The 25,392-nt window shown below is 62.6% G+C and carries 17 protein-coding genes and 1 pseudogene; 12 read left to right on the top strand and 6 right to left on the bottom strand.

Annotated features, from left to right (window positions below):
• Positions 1 to 88 precede the first annotated feature (88 nt).
• On the top strand, positions 89 to 1,120 hold the full coding sequence (nadA, locus tag L1073_RS04975; RefSeq protein ID WP_246897240.1) for a quinolinate synthase NadA: 1,032 nt from the start codon (positions 89 to 91) through the stop codon (positions 1,118 to 1,120).
• 22 nt (positions 1,121 to 1,142) lie between these two features.
• Here the strand turns inward: nadA and nadC are convergent, their stop codons facing one another.
• Positions 1,143 to 1,997 carry a carboxylating nicotinate-nucleotide diphosphorylase gene (gene nadC / locus L1073_RS04970; protein ID WP_246897238.1) on the bottom strand — a complete coding sequence of 285 codons (855 nt, stop codon included), beginning with the start codon at positions 1,995 to 1,997 and terminating at the stop codon, positions 1,143 to 1,145.
• Positions 1,998 to 2,166: 169 nt separating this feature from the next.
• Between nadC and ampD the strand changes: the two genes are divergently transcribed.
• The 7 genes from ampD to L1073_RS04935 all read left to right on the top strand — a co-directional run bounded on the left by ampD (position 2,167) and on the right by L1073_RS04935 (position 11,391).
• Positions 2,167 to 2,739, top strand: coding sequence for a 1,6-anhydro-N-acetylmuramyl-L-alanine amidase AmpD (ampD, locus tag L1073_RS04965; RefSeq protein ID WP_246897236.1), 573 nt, complete (start codon positions 2,167 to 2,169; stop codon positions 2,737 to 2,739).
• A 317-nt stretch (positions 2,740 to 3,056) separates the two neighbouring features.
• Positions 3,057 to 5,747, top strand: a complete 2,691-nt coding sequence (gene aceE, locus L1073_RS04960) for a pyruvate dehydrogenase (acetyl-transferring), homodimeric type (protein ID WP_246897235.1) — start codon at positions 3,057 to 3,059, stop codon at positions 5,745 to 5,747.
• A 156-nt stretch (positions 5,748 to 5,903) separates the two neighbouring features.
• Positions 5,904 to 7,961 carry a pyruvate dehydrogenase complex dihydrolipoyllysine-residue acetyltransferase gene (gene aceF / locus L1073_RS04955; protein WP_246897233.1) on the top strand — a complete coding sequence of 686 codons (2,058 nt, stop codon included), beginning with the start codon at positions 5,904 to 5,906 and terminating at the stop codon, positions 7,959 to 7,961.
• A gap of 291 nt (positions 7,962 to 8,252) precedes the next feature.
• A complete protein-coding gene (gene adk / locus L1073_RS04950; protein ID WP_246897231.1) occupies positions 8,253 to 8,909 on the top strand; it encodes an adenylate kinase in 657 nt (218 codons plus the stop codon).
• 144 nt (positions 8,910 to 9,053) lie between these two features.
• On the top strand, positions 9,054 to 9,740 hold the full coding sequence (tsaB, locus tag L1073_RS04945) for a tRNA (adenosine(37)-N6)-threonylcarbamoyltransferase complex dimerization subunit type 1 TsaB (RefSeq protein WP_246897229.1): 687 nt from the start codon (positions 9,054 to 9,056) through the stop codon (positions 9,738 to 9,740).
• 86 nt (positions 9,741 to 9,826) lie between these two features.
• On the top strand, positions 9,827 to 10,624 hold the full coding sequence (locus L1073_RS04940) for an undecaprenyl-diphosphate phosphatase (protein ID WP_246897227.1): 798 nt from the start codon (positions 9,827 to 9,829) through the stop codon (positions 10,622 to 10,624).
• On the top strand, positions 10,621 to 11,391 hold the full coding sequence (locus L1073_RS04935) for a class I SAM-dependent methyltransferase (RefSeq protein ID WP_246897225.1): 771 nt from the start codon (positions 10,621 to 10,623) through the stop codon (positions 11,389 to 11,391). Before L1073_RS04940 ends, L1073_RS04935 begins: the two co-directional genes overlap by 4 nt.
• A gap of 24 nt (positions 11,392 to 11,415) precedes the next feature.
• Here L1073_RS04935 and plsB read toward each other — a convergent pair whose 3' ends face one another.
• A complete protein-coding gene (gene plsB, locus L1073_RS04930) occupies positions 11,416 to 13,851 on the bottom strand; it encodes a glycerol-3-phosphate 1-O-acyltransferase PlsB (protein WP_246897223.1) in 2,436 nt (811 codons plus the stop codon).
• A 144-nt stretch (positions 13,852 to 13,995) separates the two neighbouring features.
• Here plsB and L1073_RS04925 point away from each other — a divergent pair, with 144 nt between their 5' ends.
• Complete coding sequence (locus L1073_RS04925) at positions 13,996 to 15,108, top strand: phospholipase D-like domain-containing protein (protein ID WP_246897222.1); 1,113 nt, start codon at positions 13,996 to 13,998, stop codon at positions 15,106 to 15,108.
• Positions 15,109 to 15,116: 8 nt separating this feature from the next.
• Here L1073_RS04925 and L1073_RS04920 read toward each other — a convergent pair whose 3' ends face one another.
• Complete coding sequence (locus L1073_RS04920) at positions 15,117 to 15,767, bottom strand: UPF0149 family protein (RefSeq protein WP_246897220.1); 651 nt, start codon at positions 15,765 to 15,767, stop codon at positions 15,117 to 15,119.
• A gap of 72 nt (positions 15,768 to 15,839) precedes the next feature.
• On the opposite strand from L1073_RS04920, the gene L1073_RS04915 reads away from it, so the two are divergent.
• From L1073_RS04915 to L1073_RS04905, 3 genes are all read left to right on the top strand, one after another.
• Positions 15,840 to 16,382, top strand: a complete 543-nt coding sequence (locus tag L1073_RS04915; RefSeq protein ID WP_246897219.1) for a SprT family zinc-dependent metalloprotease — start codon at positions 15,840 to 15,842, stop codon at positions 16,380 to 16,382.
• A gap of 152 nt (positions 16,383 to 16,534) precedes the next feature.
• Entirely contained in the window at positions 16,535 to 18,484 is a 1,950-nt protein-coding gene (gene acs, locus L1073_RS04910) for an acetate--CoA ligase (protein ID WP_246897217.1), read from the top strand.
• A gap of 259 nt (positions 18,485 to 18,743) precedes the next feature.
• Complete coding sequence (locus tag L1073_RS04905) at positions 18,744 to 19,406, top strand: response regulator (RefSeq protein ID WP_246897215.1); 663 nt, start codon at positions 18,744 to 18,746, stop codon at positions 19,404 to 19,406.
• Between the two features lie 133 nt (positions 19,407 to 19,539).
• On the opposite strand, the pseudogene mntR reads toward L1073_RS04905, so the two are convergent.
• From mntR to L1073_RS04890, 3 genes and pseudogenes are all read right to left on the bottom strand, one after another.
• Positions 19,540 to 19,962: pseudogene (gene mntR, locus L1073_RS04900) on the bottom strand (manganese-binding transcriptional regulator MntR); the annotation flags it as partial.
• A gap of 10 nt (positions 19,963 to 19,972) precedes the next feature.
• Complete coding sequence (locus L1073_RS04895) at positions 19,973 to 21,253, bottom strand: Nramp family divalent metal transporter (RefSeq protein WP_246897212.1); 1,281 nt, start codon at positions 21,251 to 21,253, stop codon at positions 19,973 to 19,975.
• Positions 21,254 to 21,390: 137 nt separating this feature from the next.
• Positions 21,391 to 25,341, bottom strand: coding sequence for a hybrid sensor histidine kinase/response regulator (locus L1073_RS04890; RefSeq protein WP_246897211.1), 3,951 nt, complete (start codon positions 25,339 to 25,341; stop codon positions 21,391 to 21,393).
• Positions 25,342 to 25,392 lie beyond the last annotated feature (51 nt).

Below are 25,392 nucleotides of genomic sequence, written 5' to 3'. Positions count from 1 at the left end.
ATTGGGTGTGGCGTGTCCGCGAAGAGATCGCGGCGCGACGCTTCTCGTTATGCAGGGGGAGCCCCTGCCAGTCACAGTGGTAGACACGATGACGATCATGACACCGAAAGTGCCCGAGGCAGCTTCGCCTCTGGCCCGCACGTATTGCCCGGTCGTGCCGAGTGCGTCAGCACGTGCGCAGTCCGAGACGATCAAGCGCTTGCTGCGCGAACGCAATGCCACCTTGGTGGCGCATTACTATACCGACGACGCCATTCAGCAACTCGCCGAGGAAAGCGGCGGCTGCGTGGCCGATTCCCTGGAAATGGCACGCTTCGGCGCCCGGCACTCGGCCACGACCTTGGTGGTGGCCGGGGTGCGCTTCATGGGCGAGACCGCCAAGATCCTGTCCCCCGAGAAAACCGTGCTGATGCCCACGCTGGAAGCGACCTGTTCGCTGGATGACGGCTGTCCGGCGGATGAGTTCGCGGCGTTCTGCGATGCGCATCCCGACCGCACGGTGGTGGTTTATGCCAATACCTCGGCGGCGGTCAAGGCGCGTGCGGATTGGGTGGTGACCTCGTCGATTGCGGTCGAGGTCATCGAGCATCTCCAGGCCTGTGGCGAAAAGATCCTGTGGGCGCCGGACAAGCACCTGGGGCGTTATATCCGCGAGCGTACCGGCGCTGACATGCTGCTCTGGGATGGTGCCTGCATCGTGCACGAGGAATTCAAGGCCCAGGGCGTGCTGGATCTCAAGAAGGTCTACCCCGATGCTGCCTTGCTGGTGCATCCCGAGTCGCCGGCAGAGGTGATCGAACTGGCCGATGTGGTGGGTTCGACCTCACAACTGATCAAGGCCGCGCGCGAACTCGACCGGCAACGCCTGATCGTGGCCACCGACCGTGGCATCTTCTACAAGATGCAGCAGGCCGTGCCGGATAAGACGCTGTTCGAGGCGCCTACGGCGGGCAATGGCGCGACCTGCAAGAGTTGCGCCCACTGCCCGTGGATGGCGATGAACGACCTGGATCGCCTCGAGCGCGCCTTGCATGAAGGCAGTGGCGAGATACGTATCGAGGCGGCGCTGCGTCAGCGGGCCATTAAGCCCCTGGAAAGGATGCTGGCCTTCGGTCGCTGACGCCCAGGCAGCAAACGAGGCGCTAGCGTGTTTCAGTACGCACGACACGCATCGATAGATCGACGGCTTTGACATCCTTGGTCAGCGCGCCGATGGAGATGTAGTCGACCCCGGTCTCGGCGATATCGCGCAGCGTCGCTTCGCTGACATTGCCGGAGGCCTCCAGGCGGCTGCGTCCGGCCGTGCGTGTGACCGCCTCGCGCAGTGTCTCGAGATCGAAGTTGTCGAGCATGATGGTATCCGCGCCGGCGCAGAGTGCGGCATCCAGCTCGTCGAGGGTCTCGACTTCCACCTCCACTGGCAGATCGCTGGCGATACGACGCGCGGCGGTGATGGCCTCGGCAATGCCGCCGCAGGCGGTGATATGATTTTCCTTGATCAGGAAGGCATCGTGTAACCCGAGGCGGTGGTTGTGACCGCCGCCGCAGGTGACGGCGTATTTCTGCGCCAAGCGCAGGCCGGGTAGGGTCTTGCGAGTATCCAGTAGCGCCACGCCGGTATCGTTGATCCGTGCCATGTAATCGCGCGTGCGTGTCGCCGTGCCCGAAAGTGTCTGGAGTAGATTGAGGGCTGCGCGCTCGCCGGTCATCAGGCTGCGTGCGGGGCCTTCCAGTTCGAGAATGGTTTCCTCGGGCGCCAGAGCGTCGCCATCGGCAGCATGCCAATGGAGCTTGACGCTGGGGTCGAGGCGCCGGTAAAGCTCATCGACCCAGGCGACACCGCAGAGTACCGCGTTCTCACGGGTCACGACGCGTGCCCAGGCCCACTGCTTGGCAGGAATCAGTTGCGCGGTGATGTCGCCGGGGCCGACATCCTCGGCCAGCAGGCGGGCGGCACTGGTGCGGATATCCTCCGCGAGAGCTTCGCGATATTGCATGTCGGGCGCCTTCCTTTGATGTGCGACAATATGTGCAGTATATCGGGATCACGGCGATCCGGTCAGGGGGGTCGCTGGTCATCCGAGCGCGTCCCGAAGAGTACGTCTTGAGAAGTACGTCTTGAGAGGTACGTCTCGAGAAGTACGTCCCGAAAAGACAGGAGCAGGCATGCGGGTCGACAATCACTGGCTCACCACGGCGCGGCACGTCGTTTCGCCCAATCACAATGCGCGTCCCGAGGAAGAAATCTCGGCACTGGTACTGCATTCCATCAGCCTGCCGCCGGGGTGCTTCGGGGGTGAGGATATCGAGCGCTTGTTCACCAATCGCCTCGACCCCGCCGCGCATCCTTATTTTGCCACGATCCACGCCTTGCGGGTCTCGGCGCATGTGCTGATTCGCCGCGACGGCGAAGCGGTGCAGTTCGTAGGCTTCGATCGACGCGCCTGGCATGCCGGTCGCTCGCGCTGGTGGGATGGCCAGCGTGAGCGTCGTGAACTCAACGACTTCAGTATCGGCATCGAGCTGGAAGGTGATGAAATTCACGCCTATCGCGATGCGCAGTATCAATGCTTGGCGCGTGTGTTCCAGGCATTGCATGAGCATTATCCTGTCTTGAACCTGGGGCGTGTGACCAGCCATGCGCATATCGCGCCGCTGCGCAAGACCGACCCCGGCCCGGCTTTTGATTGGGCCTATTTTCGCCGTTGTCTCGAGGAGGTGGCGGGCACAGCGTCCTGATGCACATGCATGCATGTAAATGCACTACATCGTGTAAACCTTTGTCGAATCCTGGTGATATGGCCTGAGCGGGCCTGGGCCAATAAGCATTTTACAGGTCGCTTGCGGCCTATCGAATTGGCAGCAGACAGCGTTTGCGGTATCGTCGTGGCCTGAATCCGTGCGTCTTGCACGCCCCGCTGTAAGGAAATTACAGAAAGTTTTCCCGGAGACACGGCCCAAAGAAGGTCGCGCCCACACTGAAGAGCGCCACAGGCCCCATCGCGATGCGTAGACGGGCCATGACCGACATACAATCTTCATTCGGAGAGACGTCTATGAGTCTGGAGGCAAGAAACGATCTCGATCCGATCGAAACCACGGAATGGCTGGATTCCTTGGCCTCGGTCATCGAGCATGAGGGCGAAGAGCGCGCTCGATACATCATGAGCCGCTTGGCGGATCGTCTGCGTCGCGATGGCTCTTCACCCCCCTTTTCCGGGACCACGCCGCATCGCAATACCATTCCGGTGCATCGTGAAGCCAAGATGCCCGGTGATATGTTCATCGAGCGCAAGATTCGTTCGGCCATCCGCTGGAACGCGATGGTTCAGGTATTGCGCGCCAACAAGAAGCACAAGGGCCTGGGCGGTCACATCGCCAGCTATCAGTCCAGTGCCACGCTTTACGAAGTGGGTTTCAACCACTTCTTCCGCGCCGACAACGGCGATCACAAGGGCGATCTGCTCTACATTCAGGGGCACGTCACGCCGGGCATCTACGCGCGTTCGTTCCTCGAAGGGCGACTGACGCAGGAGCAGATGGACAACTTCCGCCAGGAAGTCGACGGCGAGTCGTTGCCGTCCTATCCGCACCCTTACCTGATGCCCGAGTACTGGCAGTTTCCGACAGTCTCCATGGGGCTGGGGCCGATCCAGGCGATCTATCAGGCCCACGTGATGAAGTATCTGCATTCGCGTGAGCTCGAGGACATGCAGGACCGCAAGGTCTGGGCCTTCCTCGGTGATGGCGAGTGCGACGAGCCGGAGTCCCTGGGTGCGCTGCACCTGGCAAGCCGTGAGAAGCTCGACAACCTGATCTTCGTCATCAACTGCAACCTGCAGCGTCTCGACGGTCCGGTGCGCGGCAACTCGCGTGTCATCGACGAACTCGAGGGCGTCTTCCGCGGTGCCGGTTGGAACGTGATCAAGGTCGTCTGGGGCGGCCAGTGGGATCCGCTGTTCGAGCAGGACACCAAGGGCATGCTGCAAAAGCGCATGGACGAGGCGGTCGACGGCGAGTACCAGAACTACAAGGCCCAGGGTGGCAAGTACACCCGCGAGCACTTCTTCGGCAAGTACGATGAAACTGCGAAGATGGTCGAGGACTACTCCGACGAGCAGATCTTCCGTCTCAATCGTGGCGGTCACGATCCGCAGAAGGTCTACGCGGCCTACCATGAAGCGGTCAATAACGCTGGCAATCGCCCCACCGTGATCCTGGCGCATACCGTCAAGGGCTACGGCATGGGCGGCGGCAGCGGCGAAGCCGACATGGAAGCCCACCAGATCAAGTCGATGGATACCGAAGCGCTCAAGAAGTTTCGCGATCGTTTCGGCGTGCCGATCTCCGACGAGCAGATCGAAAGCGGTGACATCCCGTACTACAAGCCCGATGACGACAGCCCGGAGATGAAGTACCTGCATCTCCAGCGCGAGAAGCTCGGCGGCTTTTTGCCGGCGCGCAAGAACGACTTCGAGGCGCTCGAGATTCCCGGGCTCGATGACAAGATGTTCGCCAGCCAGCTCAAGGGCTCCGGCGACCGCGAAGTGTCCAGCACCATGTCCTTCGTGCGTGTACTCAACGGCCTGGTCAAGAACAAGCAGTTGGGCTCGCGCGTGGTGCCGATCATTCCCGACGAAGCGCGTACCTTCGGGATGGAAGGCATGTTCCGCCAGTTGGGTATCTACGCCGCCGAAGGGCAGAAGTACGAGCCCATGGATGCCGGCCAGATCATGTACTACCGCGAGGACCAGAAGGGTCAGATCCTCGAGGAAGGCATCACCGAAGCCGGTTCCATCTCCGCGTGGATTGCCGCGGCGACGTCTTATTCCAACCACCATCTGCCGCTGATTCCGTTCTACGTCTACTACTCGATGTTCGGCTATCAGCGCGTCGGTGACCTGATTTGGGCGGCTGGCGATCTACAGGCGCGTGGCTTCATGATCGGCGGTACCGCCGGGCGCACGACCATCAATGGCGAGGGGCTGCAGCACCAGGACGGTCACAGCCATATCCTGATGTCGACCGTGCCGTCGTGCCGTGCCTACGACCCTTGCTATGGCCACGAGGTTGCGGTGATTCTGCAGGATGGCCTGAAGCGCATGTTCCAGGACAAGGAAAACTGCTTCTACTATCTGACCGTGATGAACGAGAACTACCCGCATCCGGAAATGCCGGAGGGCAGCGAGGAAGGCATCGTTCGTGGCATGTACCTGCTTCAGGAAGGCAAGAAGGACGGTCGCAAGAAGCAGCCGCGGGTGCAGCTCATGGGCAGCGGCACGATTCTGCGCGAAGTCGAGGCCGCCGCCGAGATGCTGGCGAACGAGCACGACGTCGTTGCCGACGTTTGGAGCGTGACCAGCTTCAACGAGCTGCGCCGCGAAGCGCTCGAGTACGACCGGCTGCAGTTCCTCGACTACGATGAGAAGCGTGAGCAGCCGTGGGTGTCACAGCAACTCAGCGGTGTCGAAGGGCCGGTCATTGCATCGACCGACTACATGAAGCTCTACGCCGATCAGATTCGTGCTTGGGTACCGAGTGACTTCCATGTGCTGGGGACCGATGGTTTCGGGCGTTCCGACACGCGTGAAGCGCTGCGTCGTTTCTTCGAGGTCGACCGCTACTACGTGACCATTCAGGCGCTGCGCGCGCTGGTCAGCCGCGGTGAGATCGACGCCAAGGTCGTCAATGATGCCATGAAGAAATACGGCATCGACCCCGCCAAGCCCAGCCCGCTGGTGTCTTGAGACCCGTTGGTGTCTTGGACCCAAGGGTCCCATCGAGGTGCCGCCACTGTTTAGACACGGTGGCGGCCGTGGCCAGATTGCCTGGTCTGGTCGTATTGCCCGGGCGCGATATTTCGCCGGGACGACCAGACTGCCAGATTGGAAAGGAGCGCGACCTTGAGTAGCGAAATCATCAAAGTTCCCGATATCGGCGGCAGTGAAGGCGTCGAGATCATCGAGGTGGCGGTGTCCGAAGGCGATGTCATCGCCGCCGAAGACACCATGATCACGCTGGAGTCCGACAAGGCCAGCATGGATGTCCCGGCGCCCAAGGGCGGCAAGGTCGTCAAGGTGCTGGTCAAGGAAGGCGATAGCGTCTCCGAGGGCGACGATGTCCTCGAGCTCGAAGCCGAAGGTGGCGACGACGGTCAGGACGATAGCGACGCCGGCGAGTCTTCCCAGGACGATGCCAAGTTTCAGGATAAGGACGAAGCCGAGCCCGAGAAGGCTGCGCCGAAGAAGTCGTCCGGTGGCGGCAAGCGTACCGTCGAGGTCAAAGTGCCGGACATCGGCGGCAGTGAAGGCGTCGAGATCATCGAAGTGCCGATCAGCGAAGGCGATGAGGTGAGCGCGGAAGACACCTTGATCACGCTGGAGTCCGACAAGGCCTCCATGGATGTGCCGAGCCCCTACAGCGGCAAACTCGTCTCGTTGGCGGTCAAGGAGGGCGACACTGTCTCCGAGGGTGACCTGATCGGTAGCATGGAGATCGCCGGCGAAGGTGACGACGCAGACGACGACACCGACGAAGCGCCGGCGGAAGGCGACTCCGAGAGTGCCGATTCAGACGCGGGTGCCGAAGATCAAGACGCCGAAGACGAGACGCAGGAAGGCGGCGGCGAGGATGGCCGCAAGGAACTCCGCGTACCCGATATCGGCGGTAGCGAAGGTGTCGAGATCATCGAAATCGCCATCGGCGAGGGCGACGAGATCGGCGAGGAAGACACCTTGATCACGCTGGAATCCGACAAGGCCTCCATGGACGTGCCCAGCCCCTACAAGGGCAAGGTCGTCGAGGTGTCGGTCAAGGAAGGTGATAGCGTCTCTGAGGGCGACCTGATCGGCTATATCGAGGTGGCCGGGGCCAAGAAGCCGGCGAAGAAAGCCGATGCCGGCAAGAAACCTGATGCTGGCAAGGCGGACCAGAAAGCCGGTGGCGGTCAACAACAGGCCAGCGCTGCCAAGTCCGCGCAGCCTGCGGGTGAGCCGAGCCCCGAGGCACGTTACAAGCAAGGTGACGACAAGACGGCGGGTTCCCGCGTCCACGCTGGCCCGGCGGTGCGCATGCTGGCGCGTGAACTGGGCGTCGACCTGGCCCAGGTCACGCCCACCGGGCCCAAGCAGCGCGTGCTGAAGGAAGACGTGCAGGGTTACGTCAAGAACGCCCTTCAGCAGCGTTCGAGTGGCGCTGAAAAAGGCGCTGCGCCGAGTGGCGGTGCGGGTATTCCGGCCGTGCCGGATATCGACTTCAGCCAGTTCGGCGAGGTCGAGGAAAAGCCCATGGGCCGCCTGATGAAAGCGGGCGCGACCAACTTGCACCGCAGTTGGCTCAACGTGCCGCACGTTACGCAATTCGACGAGGCGGACATTACCGAGCTGGAAGCCTTCCGCAAGTCGATGAAGGACGAGGCCGCCCAGCAGGACGCCAAGCTCACGCCGCTGCCGTTCATGATCAAGGCCTGTGCCTACGCCTTGCAGAAGTTCCCGCAGTTCAACGTCAGCCTGAAGAGCGACGGCGAAACGCTGGTGCAGAAGCACTACGTGCACATCGGCATCGCCGTGGACACGCCGGACGGCCTGATGGTTCCGGTGATCCGCAACGCCGATCAGAAATCGCTGATCGACCTGGCCAAGGAATCGGTCGAGCTGGCCGGCAAGGCGCAGTCGAAGAAGCTCAAGCGCGAAGAGATGACCGGTGGCTGCTTCACCATCTCCAGCCTGGGCTCTATCGGCGGCACTGCCTTCACGCCTATCGTCAACGCCCCGGAAGTCGCCATCCTGGGCGTTTCCAAGGCGCAGACGAAGCCGGTGTGGGACGGCGCCGAGTTCGCCCCGCGGCTGATGATGCCGTTGTCGTTGTCCTACGACCACCGGGCGGTCAATGGCGCCGACGCGGCGCGTTTCACGGCCTTCCTGGCTCAGGCGCTGAGCGATATTCGCCGCCTGCTGATGTGATCCAAGCGCGTTCATGGCGTGACCAAAGCGGCCCTCTCGGGGGCCGCTTTTTTATGTCGCGACAAACAGAGGCAGTCGTGGTGCGCGACGAAAGTGCAATGCTTCAGGCAAGTTCATGAAAAAAGGCGAATTATGGCGCTTTGAGCAGGGCAAGCTCAGGTCGGTCGTGCTTGTGCCGCTCGAGCCGTGCAGGTATCGTCATGGGCCATTCCCACGGCGATGGCGTGTGCTTCATGGGGCATGCCATGGCCGACAATGAACATGTGATGACTCGTTCAAGGAGTACTATCGATGCGTTTGATCTTGTTGGGCGCCCCGGGCGCAGGCAAGGGTACCCAAGCCCAATTCATCTGCGAGCATTTCGATATTCCGCAGATCTCCACCGGTGACATGTTGCGCGCGGCGGTCAAGGAGGAGAGTGAGCTGGGTCTCAAGGTCAAGGAGATCATGAACAGCGGCGGTCTGGTGTCCGATGACATCATCATCTCGCTGGTCAAGGAACGTATCGCCCAGCCGGATTGCGCCAACGGTTTCTTGTTCGATGGTTTCCCGCGCACGATCCCCCAGGCCGATGCCATGAAAGATGCCAACGTCAAGCTCGACCATGTGCTGGAAGTCGCTGTGGACGACGAGGAAATCGTCAAGCGCTTGGCCGGTCGTCGGGTGCATCCGGGCTCGGGGCGTGTCTATCACGTCGAGTATCAGCCGCCCCAGGAAGAGGGCAAGGATGACGTGACCGGTGAAGCGATCGTGCACCGCGACGACGATCAGGAAGCCACCGTGCGCAACCGCCTGTCCGTCTACCATGAGCAGACCGAGCCGCTGGTGAAGTATTACCGCGAATGGGCGCAGCAAGATCCGCAAAGCGCGCCAGCTTATCACCGCGTGGAAGGCACCGGCAGCGTCGAGTCGATCCGCGAGCAGGTGCTGACGGCGCTCGAGGGATAAGTCTCTCTTCCTGCCGCGCGGCGTCCCTGGCGCCGCGCAATAACGACCTGCGTCAAACATCGCGTCGAGTGGTGGGCCGGGCGTTTTGCCAATGACCAGCGGCACGTTTATAGTGCGGGCTCACCCGTAGCCCGATGATCGCCGATGCCCACTCTGTTGGCCCTGGATGCCTCTACTAGCGCCTGTTCCTGCGCCCTGTGGCGCGATGGCCATGTGATTTCCCGCTATCGTGACGCCCCGCGTCAACACACCCACCTCTTGATGCCGATGGTCGACGACGTGCTGGCCGAGGCGGGCGTGGTGCTCGCTGATCTCGATGCGTTGGCATACGGCCGTGGGCCGGGCTCGTTTACCGGCTTGCGTATCGCCGCCGGGACGGCGCAGGGACTGGCGTTTGCACTCGAGTGTCCCTTGATCGGTGTGTCTACCTTGGAAGCCTTGGCGCTTTCCGCGCATCGGCGCCTCCACGCGCGCTATGTCGTGGCGGCAATGGACGCGCGCATGGACGAGGTCTATGCCGCGGCCTATCGCTGTCACGATGGCGTGCTCGAGCCGCTCATGGCGGAGGCCGTGTTGGCGCCGGAACGCCTGCGCCTGCCCGTGGCGTTCCACGATGTCGACTGGGTGGGCATCGGTTCGGGCTGGAGCCTAAGCGAGCGCATGCCCGTTGAAGTGCAGTCGGCGCTCGGCCAGTGCCTGAGCGAACCGCAACCGGCCGCCGAGGAGATGGTCCACCTGGCTGCGCAAGCCTGGCAGTCGGGCGAGCGTCCGTCGCCCGACGCGGCGGTGCCGGTGTACTTGCGCAATGAGGTGGCATGGCAGCGCGGCTAAGCGTTTCTTAAGCCTCAGAAAATAATAATGGCGTGTTCGCACGCGCGTACGCAGCGTCATGTTTTTCGTTGCTTCAAGGACATCTCATGGATTGGTTGCACGTCGTTGCGCTGGCCGTCATTCAGGGCCTCACTGAATTCCTCCCTATTTCGTCATCCGCTCACCTGATTCTCCCGTCGCAGTTGCTGGGCTGGCCCGATCAGGGCTTGGCCTTCGATGTCGCCGTGCATGTCGGCTCGCTGGGGGCTGTGCTGTTCGCGTTTCGCCATGAAGTCTGGCGCATTCTTCATGCCTGGTGTACCCAGTTCGGCGAGCGCGGACCGACCCCGGAAAGTCGCTTGGGGTGGGCGATTATTATCGGCACCATCCCGGCGGTGGTCGTTGGCCTGTTGATTGAAGGCTGGATCGAGAGTGCGGGGCGCTCGGTGCTGGTCATTGCCACGACGACGATCCTTTTCGGGGTGCTGCTGGGTGTGGCCGATAAGCGCGGCAGCCGCGTGAAGTCGCTCGAGACCTTGACCCTGAAGACCGCGTTGCTGATCGGACTGGCGCAAGCCATCGCACTGATTCCCGGGACCTCGCGCTCGGGTATCACCATGACGGCAGCGCTGATGCTCGGCTTTACCCGCCAGGCCTCGGCGCGTTTCTCGTTCTTGCTGTCGATCCCGCTGATTCTCGCCGCCGGCTCACTCAAGGGTATCGAGCTCGTCGAAGCGGGCGGGGGCGTGGCCTGGGGCACGCTCATCGCGGGCACGTTGATGTCGTTCATCGCGGCGTGGCTGTGTATCAAGCTGTTTCTGGCTGCACTGGATCGTATCGGTATGCTGCCGTTCGTCATCTATCGCCTGATCCTGGGGGTCGTACTGCTGGTGTGGGCGGTATGAGCCAAAGAGTCGCGGCCATCGGTGAGCCGCTACGTGCGCTGGCCGCGCGTCTGGGGATGCCCTGGGAATCCGAGGCGGATGCCGATGCCGCCTTGCAGTTGACCATGAGTGCCGATGGCCTGGCGCTGTCGGGCAATGCGCGCCACTATGGCGCGCCGATTCGGGTCGATTTTACCGCTGGCAAAGTCGCGCACCGGCGCCGCTTCGGCGGCGGACGTGGACAGTTGATTGCCAAGGCATGCGGTCTGGCGCACGGCGTGACGCCGAGCATCGTCGATGCCACGGCGGGGCTGGGGCGCGATGCCTTCGTGCTGGCGAGTCTCGGCGCCGACGTGTTGTTGATCGAGCGCGTGGCGGCGATCTTCGCATTGCTCGAGGATGGCGTGCGGCGCGCCCGAGTGGATGACGAGGCCGCCGAGATCGTGGCGCGTATGCGGGTGGCGCATGGTGACGCCGCGCGTGAGTTGGAAACGCTGGTGGCGCGTCACGATGTTGTGCCGCAAGTGGTGCACCTCGATCCGATGTTTCCGCACCGCGACAAGAGCGCACTGGTCAAGAAGGAGATGCGTATCTTCCGCGAACTGGCCGGCGACGATGACGACGCGCCGCGCTTGCTGGACGCCGCCCTGGAGGTCGCCACGCATCGGGTGGTGGTCAAGCGCCCCCGCCGCGCGCCGCCGCTCGGTGGCCCGGCACCGGATCACGCTCTCGAGGGCAAGACCAGTCGCTATGATCTCTATGTGCATCGCAGCCTGAAACCCGCATGACGGTGATTTTTCCGCGTCCGGTACTTACGATGGCTGGCGATGCACCAGTTGAGTCAAGCGGTGGCGCAGGCTGGGATCGAAAAGCGCCCGGCCGCGCCGCTGGGCATTTTCGAGCGGGGTGTCATAGCACAGCTTGTCGTTTTCCTGCCATAACCAGCCCTGCGCCTCGAGGGTATCGAGCAAGCCGCTGAAGAGACGTTTATCGAAGAACTCCGGCGCATTGAGCCCCGAGAGCAGCGTCAGGCGTTCGGCCAACTGACGGCTTTGTTCCTCCAGCGCCTCGCGGGTCAGGGTACCGCTTCCCTCGCGCAGCAGCACGGCCAATAGCAGATAACCACGCTCCAGGGTCGGTTGTACCAGCCGCCCCAACAGGCGCAGGTGTTCGCTGCTGGCCAGGTGCCCCGCCGGGCGTTCCCAGCCGTGATCGGTCTCGAGTAGTAGATCCTCCGACGCGAGTGCCGCCAGGGCGCGCTCCAGGCGCGGCGCGAAGGCCTCCAAGGGGAGGTGGAATTCGTGCGCGAGCACCGGCCAGGCGGGGCCCAGCAGTGTGAGCAGCTCCTCGGTGCCAAAGCGCGCATTATGCCGATACGCGAAGGCGACCAGCGCCATGTCGATGAACAGGTGCAAGACGTTATTGCGATACCAGGTCAACAAGGTGGCCTGTTCCGGCGTGGCGAGCACGAGTTCGCCGAGCGCCTGCGGGCGGCATTCGATGAACCCCAATTGGGCGGTATGAGCGATCCAGTCCCGTGGCTCGCCGTCGGGCAGGGTAATGCGCTCGCCCCCCGGGAGATGCCGTCTCAGGTCCACCAGCAAGCCCATGTGGCGCTCGAGCAGGTCGGCCTCGATGGCGTGGTGCGAATTGGCCAGCAGCCCCAGGGCGACCAGCGAGACCGGCGTGATGGCCGCTGCGCCATTGATGCGCTGGGCCAGGGTGGACCCCAGTACGGGCACGGCCTGGTTCAGCCAGTCGGGGCGCGTCTGGCGGCGATTGTCTCGCCAATCGGGGACCTGGCGGTCGAGAAACTCGCTGAGCAGGAGCGGTTCGCCGACATTCACCGTGACATGCCCGTACGACTGGCGCAGGCGACGCACGATGCGCAACAGATCGAAGGGGGATTCCTTCTTCTTGTGCCCGCCGCGCAATTCCTTGAGGTAGCTACCGCTTTCCAGCACTTTCTCGTAGCCGACGTAGACCGGCACGAAGGCGACCTCGCGGCGAGGGTCGCGGGCGAAGGAGCGCAGGGTCATGGCGAGCATGCCCGGGCGCGGCGCCAGCATCCGCCCGGTGCGCGAGCGCCCTCCTTCGATGAAGTACTCCAGCGGATGGCCGCGCGAGATCAGGCGATGCACGTATTCGTTGAATACCGCCGCGTAGAGGCGATTGTCCCGAAAGCTGCGGCGCAGGAAGAAGGCCCCGCCACGGCGTAGCAACGCGCCGATCACCGGCATGTCGAGGTTACGGCCCGCCGCGATGTGCGGCGGCATCAATCCCTCGCGAAAGAGTGCGTAGGACAACAACAGGTAGTCGATATGACTGCGATGACAGGGCACGTAGATCAACTCGTGATCGCCGGCCAGCGCCTTGACGTCGTCGAGTCCATTGACGGTGACGCCGTCGTAGAGGCGATTCCAGAGCCGGCGCAGCAGTTGGTAGAGGAAACGCAGCACCGGGTATGAGGTGTTGGAGGCGATCTCGCGGCCATAGCGCAGCGCGCGGCGGGTTTCACGCTCAGGGCTGGTGCCACGGGCGGTGGCCGCATCAAAGATCGCTTGGCGGACTTGTGGGCTGTCGACCACGCCGCGGATCAGCGTGTTGCGGTGCGAGAGGTCGGGGCCCAGCACGCGGGCGCGTACACGACGAAAGTGAACGCGCAGCACGCGGGCCGTCTTGCGCTGGGCGACCGGCAGCGGACGTGTCTCGACCAAGGTGCGTAGTTGCAGCGGGGCGCCGATATGCACCTGCACGTGCTTGCCGTTGATCGCTATCGACAAGAGTCGGCGCAGACGTCCGCTCCACTGCCAGCTATCCGCGGCGAGCAGTTTCCAGAAGCCGAAGTCCTTACCCGGGGCGCGCCCCCAGAACACGCTGACCGGCACGAGCTGGATGTCCCGCCCGGGGTCGGCGGCTAGCTGTGCCAGCAAGGTATCGAGGTGCGGCGAGCGTCGTCCGTGTACCCGCGTCAGCCCGCGGCTGAGCCGGGGCAGGGCGATACAGGTGGGAAGGCGTGTTTCGCCGAGCACAACGCGGCCTCGGGCGCTGGGCAAGCCCTCGCGGCGGGTTATCAACTCGAGTGCCAGTCTGTCCGAGAAGGCCGGATGCGGCAGCACGTAAATCGTTGGCTGCGTGGCATCGAGCGCGGGCTGCTGCGCTTCGACATGACGGTAGTCGAGCCAGCGGTCGAGCAGCGTGCGGCACAGGGCGCGCAAGGGAGTGAGGAGCGTGCGTAGAACAGCCATCCATTAGCCTTGAAGGAACGCGATGAAGCAGTATAGCCAGTCAGGCCGGGTAGGCCCAAGGCGGGTGCTTTTCAGCGACGTTGCAAACGTGCGTCAATGACGCATGCCCGAGCCGCCGCGCAGGCGGCGAAACAAGGAGACACCATGCGCGGACGTTGGCAGGTAGGCAACCGTTTCACCTTGTTGCCGGAAGGCAAGCGTTTTCTTCCCGCCTTGTTTTCAGCCATCGATAAAGCGCACACCACGCTTTATCTCGAACTCTATCTGATGGAATCGGGAACGCTCGCCACGCGGGTGATCGATGCCTTGTGTGCGGCGGCCGGGCGGGGTGTCACGGTGTTGTTGCTGCTCGATGGCTACGGTTCGATGAAGCTCGCGCATGCGGACCGCGAGCGCTTGCGCGAGGCCGGCGTGGCGCTGCGCTTCTTCAATCCGCTGGCCTGGCATCGGTTGGGAAAGAATCTGTCGCGCGATCATCGCAAGCTGCTGATCGTCGACGAGCAGCTGGCTTTTACCGGAGGGTTCGGCGCCGTCGATGCCTTTATCGAGGCGTGGTATGAAGTCGCCGTACGCATCGAGGGGCCGGTCGTCGCGGATTGGGTCGGCCTTTTCGCGCAGCTTTGGGAGTCGCCCTTGACGCGTCGCAAGGCGGCGACGCGTCACTGGCCGCCCCTGGCCCCCATCGCACCACTCACGGCGGATATGCACGGGCGGATGATCAGCGGGCGTGGGCATCGTTACCAGGCGATCCGGCATTCGTTGCATCAGCGTATCGCCACCGCCGAGCGGCGATTGTGGCTGTGCACGCCCTATTTCGTGCCGACTTTCAGCCTGCGCCGGCGCTTGATCCGCGCGGCGCGTCTGGGCCTTGACGTGCGCCTATTGCTGCCGGGGTCGCGCCACGATCATCCGGGGATTCGTTATGCCGGGCAGCGTTTCTACGCGCGACTGTTGCGGGCCGGGGTACGCATCTACGAGTTCCAGCCGACCTTCATTCACGCCAAGTTCGTGCTGGTCGACGATTGGTCGTCGATCGGCTCGTGCAACTTCGACCACTGGAGTCTGCAGTGGAACCTGGAGGCCAACCAGGAAGTTGAGGATGCCGGTTTCGCCCGCGACGTGGCGGCTCTGTTCGAGCGCAATTTCGCCGCCAGCGAGGAGATCGATTGGGATCAGTGGCGCCATCGTCCATGGACTCAGCGCTGTCGTGAGTGGGTTTTCGGCACCCTTAACGGGTGGATGACGCGGCTGCGCTGAGCACGCCCCTAGCCACGATCCTTGCTGCCCGGACGCCTGGCGGGCTTCTTCTTGCGCGGCGTGGGCTTGGGTTTTTCCTCGGGGACACGGTAATGCAGATAGAGATCGAGGATCAGCTCGGGAAGCTGCTTGACGAGCGCTTCGGCGCGGGTGCCGTCGGCGATCAATTCGTGCATGTCGGGTTCGTCGTCGAATAGCCCCGACAAGGCCATGAAGGGCAGTAGCAGCTCGGCGACCCGGGCTTCGTCGTGCTCGAACCAGGCGACTTCATTGAGAAACACGCCTTCCATGAAGCCCGCACACCAATCGCCGATGGGCGTTTCTTCCGGCGAGATGTCGCCGAGCTCGAGGTCGAACGGCAACTCGGGCAGGTGACCGTGCTCGAGGGCCTCGATGGCGTTTTGCTTGAGCGCCTCGCAGAGGCCGAGGATATGCTCGCGCTGTGCGGCGTCGGTGAACTGCGGTTCACCATGGTAAAGCTCGGCGATCCAGGTCGTGGCCGGTGTCTCGATCGGTGCGATGGCCAGGGCGACGAGGAAGCCGTGCGTACCGATGAGATCGAGCGCCTCAGGGTCGACCTGGTCGGATTCCAGAAAATCGTCGAGGGCCTCGAGCGCTGCGTCGTCAAGCAATGGCATGGGGGGCGACGTCTCGGACATGATGAGCCTCTTGCAGGGGAGCGGTCGGTGAGTGGTGGACGCCTGTCGCGTTGCGCGGCATTCTAGCATCCCATGATGTCTGCCACCTTGCCCACGCCCGATAACGATTGGTTAATGTCTCTTGACGAGCCCGCTCTCCACGCGGCGCTACATGCACGCGTCGAAGCAGCCTGGCGCGTTGCCCGCGAGGTCCATCCCACCTTGCCGTGTCCCCGCGTGTGGCTGGACCTGCGTGGCAAGGGGGCCGGCCAGGCGCACTTCTCGCGCGGTGGCCTGCGTTTCAATCCGGTGCTGCTGCGCGAAAACCGCGAGGCGTTCATGGTGGACGTGATACCGCACGAGATGGCGCATTGGCTGGTCTTCCACCTAGAGGGGCCGCCGGCGCGTCCACATGGCCACGAATGGCGGACCGTCATGCAGAAGCTCTACGGTTTGCCGCCACGTACCACGCATCGTTTCGATGTCGCGCGTGCCAGTCCCGCGCCGTATTGCTACCGTTGTGGTTGTGCCACCGAGCATCGATTTTCCGCGCGGCGTCATTCGCTGGCACAGCGCGGCACGACCTATCATTGCCGACAGTGTCGACAGCGCTTGCGCTTCGTCGCGCAAAAGTGATGTAACTCAATGAATTAAAAAGGAAAAATGGTAATACCAAGGTCTAATAGGGAGTCAGGGGGGCTAGGGGTATATGCTGGGCAGTATTGTTGGACGGCCACATGGGCAACGGTGTGGCTAGTCATCCATTTTTCGACCTTTGAGAGGCAGCCATGACCGAACAGCAGAAAGTCTACCCGGTGGCGGAGGATTTCGCCGCCAATGCCTGGGCGGATGACGAGACGTATTTGAGCCTCTATCAGCGCTCCGTCGACGACCCCGAAGGCTTCTGGGCGGAACAGGCCGAGTCTCTGGATTGGTTCAAGGCGCCGACCAAGGTCAAGAACACCTCATTCGCCGCCTCCAACGTGGATATTCGCTGGTTCGAGGATGGCGAGCTCAACGCTGCCTACAACTGTCTCGATCGCCATCTCGAGACGCGTGGCGATCAGCCGGCGATCATCTGGGAAGGCGACGACCCGGGGCAGGACAAGACCATCACCTACCGCGAGCTGCATGCCGAAGTGTGCCGCCTGAGCAACGCGCTCAAGGAAATGGGTGTCACCAAAGGTGATACCGTCACCCTTTACATGCCAATGATCCCTGAGGCATCGGTGGCGATGCTGGCGTGTGCGCGTATCGGGGCGATCCACTCGGTGGTCTTCGGCGGCTTCTCGCCGGATGCCTTGGCACAGCGCGTGGTCGATGCCCAATCGCGTGTGGTGATCACCGCCGACGAGTCGGTGCGCGGTGGCAAGCATGTGCCGCTCAAGGACAATGTCGATGCCGCGATGACCCGCGACGGCACCGAAATCGTCGACAAGGTATTGGTCGTGCGCCGTACCGGCGGCGAGATCGAATGGCACGATGATCGTGACGTCTGGTATCACGAGTGGGTCGAGCGCCAGTCCAGCGAATGCCCGGCGGAGAAAATGAACGCTGAGGATGCGCTATTCATTCTCTATACCTCTGGCTCTACTGGGCGTCCCAAGGGGCTCAAGCACACCACCGGGGGCTATCTGCTCTATGCGGCGCTGACGCATCGCTATGTGTTCGACTACCACGAAGGTGAAGTGTACTGGTGCAGCGCCGATGTGGGCTGGGTCACCGGACATAGCTACATCGTCTATGGGCCGCTGGCCAACGGTGCGACCACATTGATGTTCGAGGGCGTGCCGAGCTATCCCACGCATGGGCGTCTCGGCGAGATCATCGACAAGCACCAGGTGTCGATCCTCTACACCTCGCCGACCGCCATCCGCGCGTTGATGGCGCATGGTGAGAACATCATGGACTCTAGCCAGCGTGACAGCCTGCGCGTGCTGGGCTCGGTAGGCGAGCCGATCAACCCCGAAGCCTGGAGCTGGTTCTACCGTGTGATCGGTAACTCGCGCTGCCCGATCGTCGATACCTGGTGGCAGACCGAGACCGGCGGCATCATGATCACGCCGCTACCGGGGGCCACCGATCTCAAGCCGGGCTCCGCCACGCGGCCGTTCTTCGGCGTGCGTCCGGCGCTACTCGACAACGACGGTAATGTACTCGAAGGCGCCACCTCGGGCAATCTGGTGCTCCTCGATTCCTGGCCCGGTCAGGCACGTACCATCTGGAACGATCATGAACGTTTCGTGCAGACGTACTTCTCTCCTTATGACGGCGTCTACTTTACCGGTGATGGCTGCCGTCGCGACGAGGATGGCTACTACTGGATTACCGGCCGTATCGATGACGTGCTCAACGTCTCCGGGCACCGCATGGGCACCGCCGAGATCGAGTCCTCGTTGGTGGCACACAGTGCCGTGGCCGAAGCCGCCGTGGTGGGATATCCCCACGACATCAAGGGACAGGGCATCTATATTTACGTGACTCTGGGTGACGATGTCGAACCTAGTGAGGAGCTACGCAAGGAATTGACACAATGGGTGCGCAAGGATATCGGACCGATTGCGACGCCGGATGTCATTCAGTGGGCGCCGGGGCTGCCGAAGACCCGTTCCGGCAAGATCATGCGGCGTATCCTGCGCAAGATCGCAGCCAACGAGTGCGAGGGCTTGGGCGACACCAGTACGCTGGCTGACCCGAGTGTGGTCGATGAGCTGATCGAGCATCGCGCCAATCGTTGACACGTGTTGGGGTGGGTATCCAGCGTCGGTTCGTTCGACACTAGGCGGCACGCCAGCTCGCCTCGGGTGCCCGCCCGACTTTCGCCGGCCGATGGCCGGCTTTTTCGTGCCACCAGGAACGTTCGGGGGTGCGTTGACGGAAGGCTTGGGTATTGTCTACAGCATGGGGTAACATGCTGAAAAGAAGAAGTGAACCTGATGCTTGCCGATGACAATCGCGGCACGACCGTTCGCTCCAGGGGGATCCGGAGGAGACACAATGGCTTTTGCCCAGAAATTCATCGTCGCCGATGACCACCCGCTATTTCGTGCCGCGCTCAACCAGGCGTTGCGCCAAGTAGCGCCACAGGCGGAGATCGTCGAAGCCGATACCATGGAGGCGACTTCCGAGATGGTGATGCGCCATCCCGATGCCGACCTTATCTTGCTCGACTTGCATATGCCGGGTGCGCATGGCTTTTCGGGACTGATCCAATTGCGCGGTCAGTCGCCCGAGGTGCCCGTGGTCGTCATTTCGGGTAGCGAGGAGCCGCCGGTGGTGCGTCGAGCCATCGACTACGGTGCGTCGGGCTTCATTCCCAAGTCCTCATCGCTGGATGTGATCGCCGAGGCGATCCGCCAAGTGCTCGAGGGGGAAGTCTGGTTGCCTGAGGAGATGGCCGATGTGCTCGGGGAATCGAATGAAGATGAAGCGCGCTTCGCCGAAGCTATCGCCTCGCTGACACCTCAGCAGTTTCGGGTGCTCAACATGTTGAACGAAGGTCTGCTCAACAAGCAGATCGCTTATGAACTCAATGTGTCCGAGGCGACCATCAAGGCGCACGTCACGGCGATTCTACGCAAACTGGGCGTGCATTCGCGCACTCAGGCGGTCATCGCCGCGCAGAAACTCGAGGTCGAGCCGCCCAAGGTCGAGTCCTAGACTGTCCTTGGCGGCAGCATAAGAGGCTACGTGTGTAGTGGCACAGTGAGAGACAAGAAGCCGTTTCCGTCAGCATGGGAGCGGCTTTTTCGTATCTGTGTGTCAGTGCGCTCTCAGGGCCATGCCAGGCGGCTCATGAACGCGATTGGCGCTCCAGGAAGTCGCGCATGGCGTTCACGGTTTCCTCACTGCAGTGATGCTCGATGCCCTCGGAGTCGGCACGCGCGACTTCCTCGGGCACGCCGAGCGCCCGCAAGGCATCGAGTACTACTCGGTGGCGTGCCATGACGCGCTTGGCGAGCGCGTCCCCCTCGTCGGTCAGGAAGATTCCGCGGTAGGGGCGAGCGACGGCAAGCCCGTCGCGTTTCAAGCGTGCAATGACTTTCGACACCGCCGCCGCGCTGACGCCGAAACACTCGGCCAGATCGCTGGCACGTGCTTCGCCCAGCTGCGTATGCAGGTGCGCGATTTCCTCGACATAATCCTCGACCAGTTCGGTCTGATGATCCTGTCGGACGCGTTTGAAATATTCGTGCTTGGGCTGAGACTTCATGCAACCCCTGCTTTCAGTGTCCCGTGAGCGTAGAAAATAGCACGTACGCGTTGAGGGCGACGATCAACGTGCACACGATACCGCCTACCACGGTTACCGATCTGTGATTGACTAGGTTGCCCATGATACGGCGATTGGCGGTGAAAAAAAGCAGTGGTATGAGTGCGAACGGAATTCCGAAGCTGAGAATCACCTGACTGGCGACCAGAGCTTTCTGCTCGGACACGCCGAGCATGATGATCACCAGCGCCGGCAACATGGTCACTAGACGACGTAGCCAAAGGGGGATCGTGAAGGCCATGAAGCCTTGCATGATCACCTGCCCCGAGAGTGTACCGACGATGGACGATGACAGGCCAGCGAGCAGCAAGGCGGCGCCGAAGACATGGCTGGCCGTGACCTGGCCGAGCATCGGCGCCAGCAATTTATAGCTGTCACTGATGGTGGCGACATCAAGATGGCCATTGGCATTGAAGGCCGCCGCCGCCATGGCCAGCATGCTGAGATTGATCATGCCGGCAATGGCCATGCCGATGATGACATCGAGGCGGTAGTAACGCATCAAGCGCAATCGATGGGCGTCGTCCTTCACCTGAATCCGTTGCTGCGAGAGTGCCGAGTGCAGGTAGATGACATGCGGCATGATCGTGGCGCCGAGTATGCCCGCCGCCAGATAGAGCGAATAGCTATCCGGGAAGCCGGGGATCAGCAAACCTTCGAGCAGCGGCGTTGCTTCCGGCCGGCTGAGCACCAGCTCGAGGATGAAGCCGCCCGCTACGGCGAGGATCATGGCGCCGATGACGATTTCCATGAGCCGGAAACCGTAACGGTAGAGATGCAGCGCCAGATAGGTGATCGCCCCGGTGAGCAACGCGCCTTCCATCAGCGATAGCCCGAATAGTAGATTGAAGGCCAACGCCGCGCCGAGGAACTCGGCGAGATCGGTGGCGATGGCCACGATTTCTGCCTGTATCCAGTAGCACCAGACCACCGGGCGCGGGTAGCGCGCGCGAATCACCTGGGGCAGGTTGCGCCCGGTGGCGAGCCCCAAGCGTGCCGACAGGGTCTGGATCAACATGGCCATCAGGTTGGCGACGAGCACCACCCACAGCAGGGTATAGCCATAGCGCGAACCCGCCTCGATATTGGTGGCGAAGTTGCCGGGGTCTATATAGGCCACCGCCGCGATCAGCGCGGGGCCGAAAAAGGCCGTCCAGCCCCAGCGTCGGGACTTGCCGTTGAGGGTCGATGCGGCTTGTTCGCGGATCGCGCTGTCGGAAATCATGCTCAGCATGGTAGCGACTCTATCTTAACCATGGTTAATAGAAAGTCTAAAGGTTAACTTAGAGTCCCTGGCTTGGCCAATAGCGGTTGGGTGGGGAGGTGATTGGGGCTGACTATCAATGGCGCCCGGATGGCCGGGCGCCAGCGCTAGCGGTCCTGGCGAGCAGCACGGTTGGCTTGCAAGGTGCGTGTCAATAGCGCTCGCAATGCAGCGGGGCGCACCGGCTTGAGCAGCAACTGATAGCCATTGCGGCGAATCTCCTCGGCGACCTCGTCGGTACGGTCAGCGGTGATCACGATACCCGGTACGGGTCCCTCACAGAGTTCCTCCAGCGCTTCCAGGGCCATCAACCCGGTGACCTCGTTGTCCAGATGGTAGTCGGCGAGAATGGCCTCGGGGTCGCCGTCCAGATGGCGCAACACCGACTTGGCGCCACCGATGGATGTAGCAGTGAAGACTTCGCACTCCCAGCCATCGAGCATTGCCTTCATGCCCTCGAGGATCAGTGTCTCGTTGTCGATGCACAGGATCCTGGCGCCTGCGAGTTTGTTGCCAGGACGCCGTGTGGGCGTATCCTCGGCGCTTTTTTCCTGCTGGTGTCCCTCGACCCGGGGCACCGACACCGAGAATACGGTGCCGACGTTTTCCCACGAGCGAACCTTGATGGGATGCTCGAGCACTCGGCTCATGCGGTCGGCGATGGATAGCCCGAGCCCTAGGCCTTTTTCGCTCTCCTTGTGTCGCGAGGCTTGGTCGAGGCGACGAAACTCCTGGAAGATTTCCGCCTGCTTGGCCTTGGGGATCCCCGGGCCGGTATCCCATACCTCGATGCTCAGTTGATCGCCCTTGCGCCGGCAACCCAGCAGCACACGTCCCTGCTGTGTATAGCGCAGTGCGTTGGAGAGGAAGTTCTGCACGATGCGGCGCAACATCTGGGCGTCGCTGTCCACCCAGGTCCCAGTGGCGACGACATCCAGGTCGAGTCCGCGCTCCGTGGCCATGACTTCGAACTCGGCACGTAGCGGACGCAGGACGTCGGTCAATGGGAACTGTGTGCGGCGGGGGGTCAGGGCGCCGGCATCGAGTTTGGAAATGTCCAGCAGCGTGCTCAACAGCTCCTCGGCGGCCTGTAGCGAATTGTCGATATGGTCGATGGTATGGCGCAGCTCGTCGGCCTCGACCTGCTGTCCCAGCGCCGAGGTGAACAGACGCGCGGCGTTGAGCGGTTGGAGCAGGTCATGGCTGGCGGCGGCCAGAAAGCGTGTCTTCGAGGCGTTGGCCTCCTCGGCGACCTGCTTGGCCTGGCGCAACGCCGACTCGGCTTCGGCGCGCACGCGGTTTTCCTGGCGCAGAGCCGCGTTGGCCTCCGACAGCGCCTGGGTCCGCTCACGGACGCGTTCCTCGAGGTTTTCATTGGTTTCGCGCAGGGCGATTTCGGCCAGGCGGCGCTCGGTGATGTCCTGATAGAGGGCGAAGAACCCGAGCACGCTCTCGCCTTCGCCGAAGTGGGGTGTGTAGGTCACCAGCATGTAACGCACGCCGCCGTCGCCGTCGTCCTGGGAGATTTCGAAGCTCACTCGCTCGCCGGCCAGGACACGATGCATCCACGGCGAACGCTCGCGGATGACCTGGGCAGGCATGACGTGGTCGAAGCGTTCGCCGATCGCTTCGTTGCGGTCGATGCCCATCGCCGCTTCATAGGCACGGTTGGTGAAGAGGTAACGGCATTCCTTGTCGAAATAGGCGATCAGCGCCGGCACATTGTCGGTGTAGATACGAATGTTGTTCTCGGAGCGGATCAGCGCCTCTTCGGTGCGTTTTTGCTGGGTAATGTCCTGATAGGTGTAGACGAATCCGCCGCCTGGCATGGGGTTGCCCTGGACCTCGAGCACGGTGCCATCCTGGCGATAACGCACGTAGCGGTGCGGTTGCCCCTGGCGGATGTTGTCCATCAAGAGCTCGACGTGCTCCTCGGGATCGCCGGGGCCGTATTCGCCGTTATGCGCGTTGTAGCGCAGGATCTTGTCGAACGGCGCGTTGACGCGGATCAAGCTGTCGGGGAAGCGAAACAGCTCCAGGTAACGCTGGTTCCATACCACCAGGCGCGCGTTCTGGTCGATCACGCTGATGCCCTGGTTGATGTTCTCGATGGTTGCTTGCAGCAGGGCGCGGTTGAACTCCAGTACCTGCGAGGCTTCGTCGACGATGGAGATGACATCGGAGATACCGATGCCGCGCCCTTGCAGCGCCGAATTGACCACGATGCGTGCCGAGGACGCCCCGAGCACCGATGACAATAACCGTTCGGTGAACTGGATGACGTCGATCGAGGCGCGGGTATTGTCGTCCACGGACTGGCCGCCACGCCGGGAGTAGTCCTCGAAGGCGCGCTGTACCTGGTCGGTGCCCAGGAAGCGCTCGCAGAGGACCTTGAGATCGCCCACTGTGGTGGCACCGGTCCAGGGACGGTTGACCGAGGTCTGGCGGGTTTCGATGCTATCCACGAACAGCGAGGCCTGGATACGCTCGACGACGCGCTGCGGGGTGATCTGCGAGACGAAGATATAGCAGAACAGATTGAGCCCCAGGGACAACATGACGCCATGGGTGAAGCTATCGCCGACGTTGAGCCCGAACAGGTGCGTGGGCGCCAGCCAGTCGAGTCCCAAGGGACCGCTGGTCAGCCAGGTCACCGGCAGCAATTCGGCCTGCACCAGCGCCGGAAGAAGCAGTGTGTAGGCCCATACCGCGAAACCGACGTTCATGCCGGCGATGACACCGAGACGGTTGCCACGCTTCCAGTAAAGTCCGCCCAGCAAGGCGGGCGCGAACTGAGCAGCCGCCGCGAACGACAGCATGCCCGTCGAGGCCAGGGTGCTGTATTCGGCGATCAGGCGATAAAAGATGTAGGCCAGCAGCAGGATGACGACGATGGTCGCGCGTCGTGCGCGTAGCACCAGCTTGGCGTAGTCGCCTTCGGTGACGAACCAGCGTAGACGGAACAACAGCGGGATGATGATCTCGTTGGAGATCATGATCGACACCGCCACGGCGGCCATGATGACCATGCCGGTGGCTGCCGAGAGCCCGCCGATGAAGGTGAGCAGTCCCAGCCATTCGCTGCCGCCGGCCATGGGCAACGCAAGCATGAAGGTGTCGGGATTGACGTCGCCCTCGGGGAATATCGTCAGCCCCGCTGCTGCGATGGGCAGCACGAAGAAACCGATGGCGGCGAGATACAGCGGGAAGAGCCAGCGGGCACGCTTGGCGTCGTCTGCATGGGTGTTTTCGACCACGGCGAGGTGGAACTGGCGGGGCAGACAGAAGATGGCCAGCATCGCGAGTAGCGTCTGTGCCCAGAAGCCGTGGCCGAAATCCTGCTCGGTCAGTTGGCGTTGCAATTCTAGATAGGTATCGGCACGGCCGAACAGGTCGCCGAGGCCGTCGAACATGCCCCAGGTGACATAGGCGCCGAGGACCAGAAACGCCAGCAGCTTGACCACCGATTCGAAGGCGATGGCGTGAATCAGGCCCTCGTGATGCTCGGTGGCATCGGTATGGCGCGTTCCGAAGAGAATCGCGAACAGCGCCATCACCGCCGCGATATAGAAGGCTGTATCGCCGAATACAGGGGCTCGGGTCAGGTCGGTGCTGTCGGTCAACACGGTGAACGCCGAGGCTACAGCCTTCAGTTGCAAGGCGATGTAGGGCAGCGTGCCGATCAAGGCCACCAGGCTGGCGAATGCCGCCAACGACTGGGTCTTGCCATAGCGCGAGGCGATGAAATCGGCGATCGACGTGACGTTCTGGCGCTTGGCGACGCGAATCATCTTGGCCAGCACGGGCCAGAACAGCAGGAAGGTCAGGATCGGACCGACAAATATGCTGGCGAATGACCAGCCCGACGTGGCGGCCTCGCCGACGGCACCATAGAATGTCCACGACGTACAGTAGACGGCCAGCGCGAGGCTGTAGACGATGGGGCGTCGCCTGCCCGGCCCATGGCGCTTGGCCTGGCTGTCGCCACGCCAGGCGATGGCAAACAATACGGCGATGTAGATCAGCGATACGACGATCAGTAGCCAGCCAGCAAACATGCTCTCTCCCCTATGTCTGCGGCCATTCTAGGTCAATCCGCCGGCACGCGT

Source organism: Chromohalobacter nigrandesensis (assembly GCF_023061285.1).
Taxonomy (GTDB): domain Bacteria; phylum Pseudomonadota; class Gammaproteobacteria; order Pseudomonadales; family Halomonadaceae; genus Chromohalobacter; species Chromohalobacter nigrandesensis.
The sequence above is the reverse complement of the archived record's forward strand: the minus strand, read 5'-3'. Positions and strand labels throughout refer to the sequence as shown.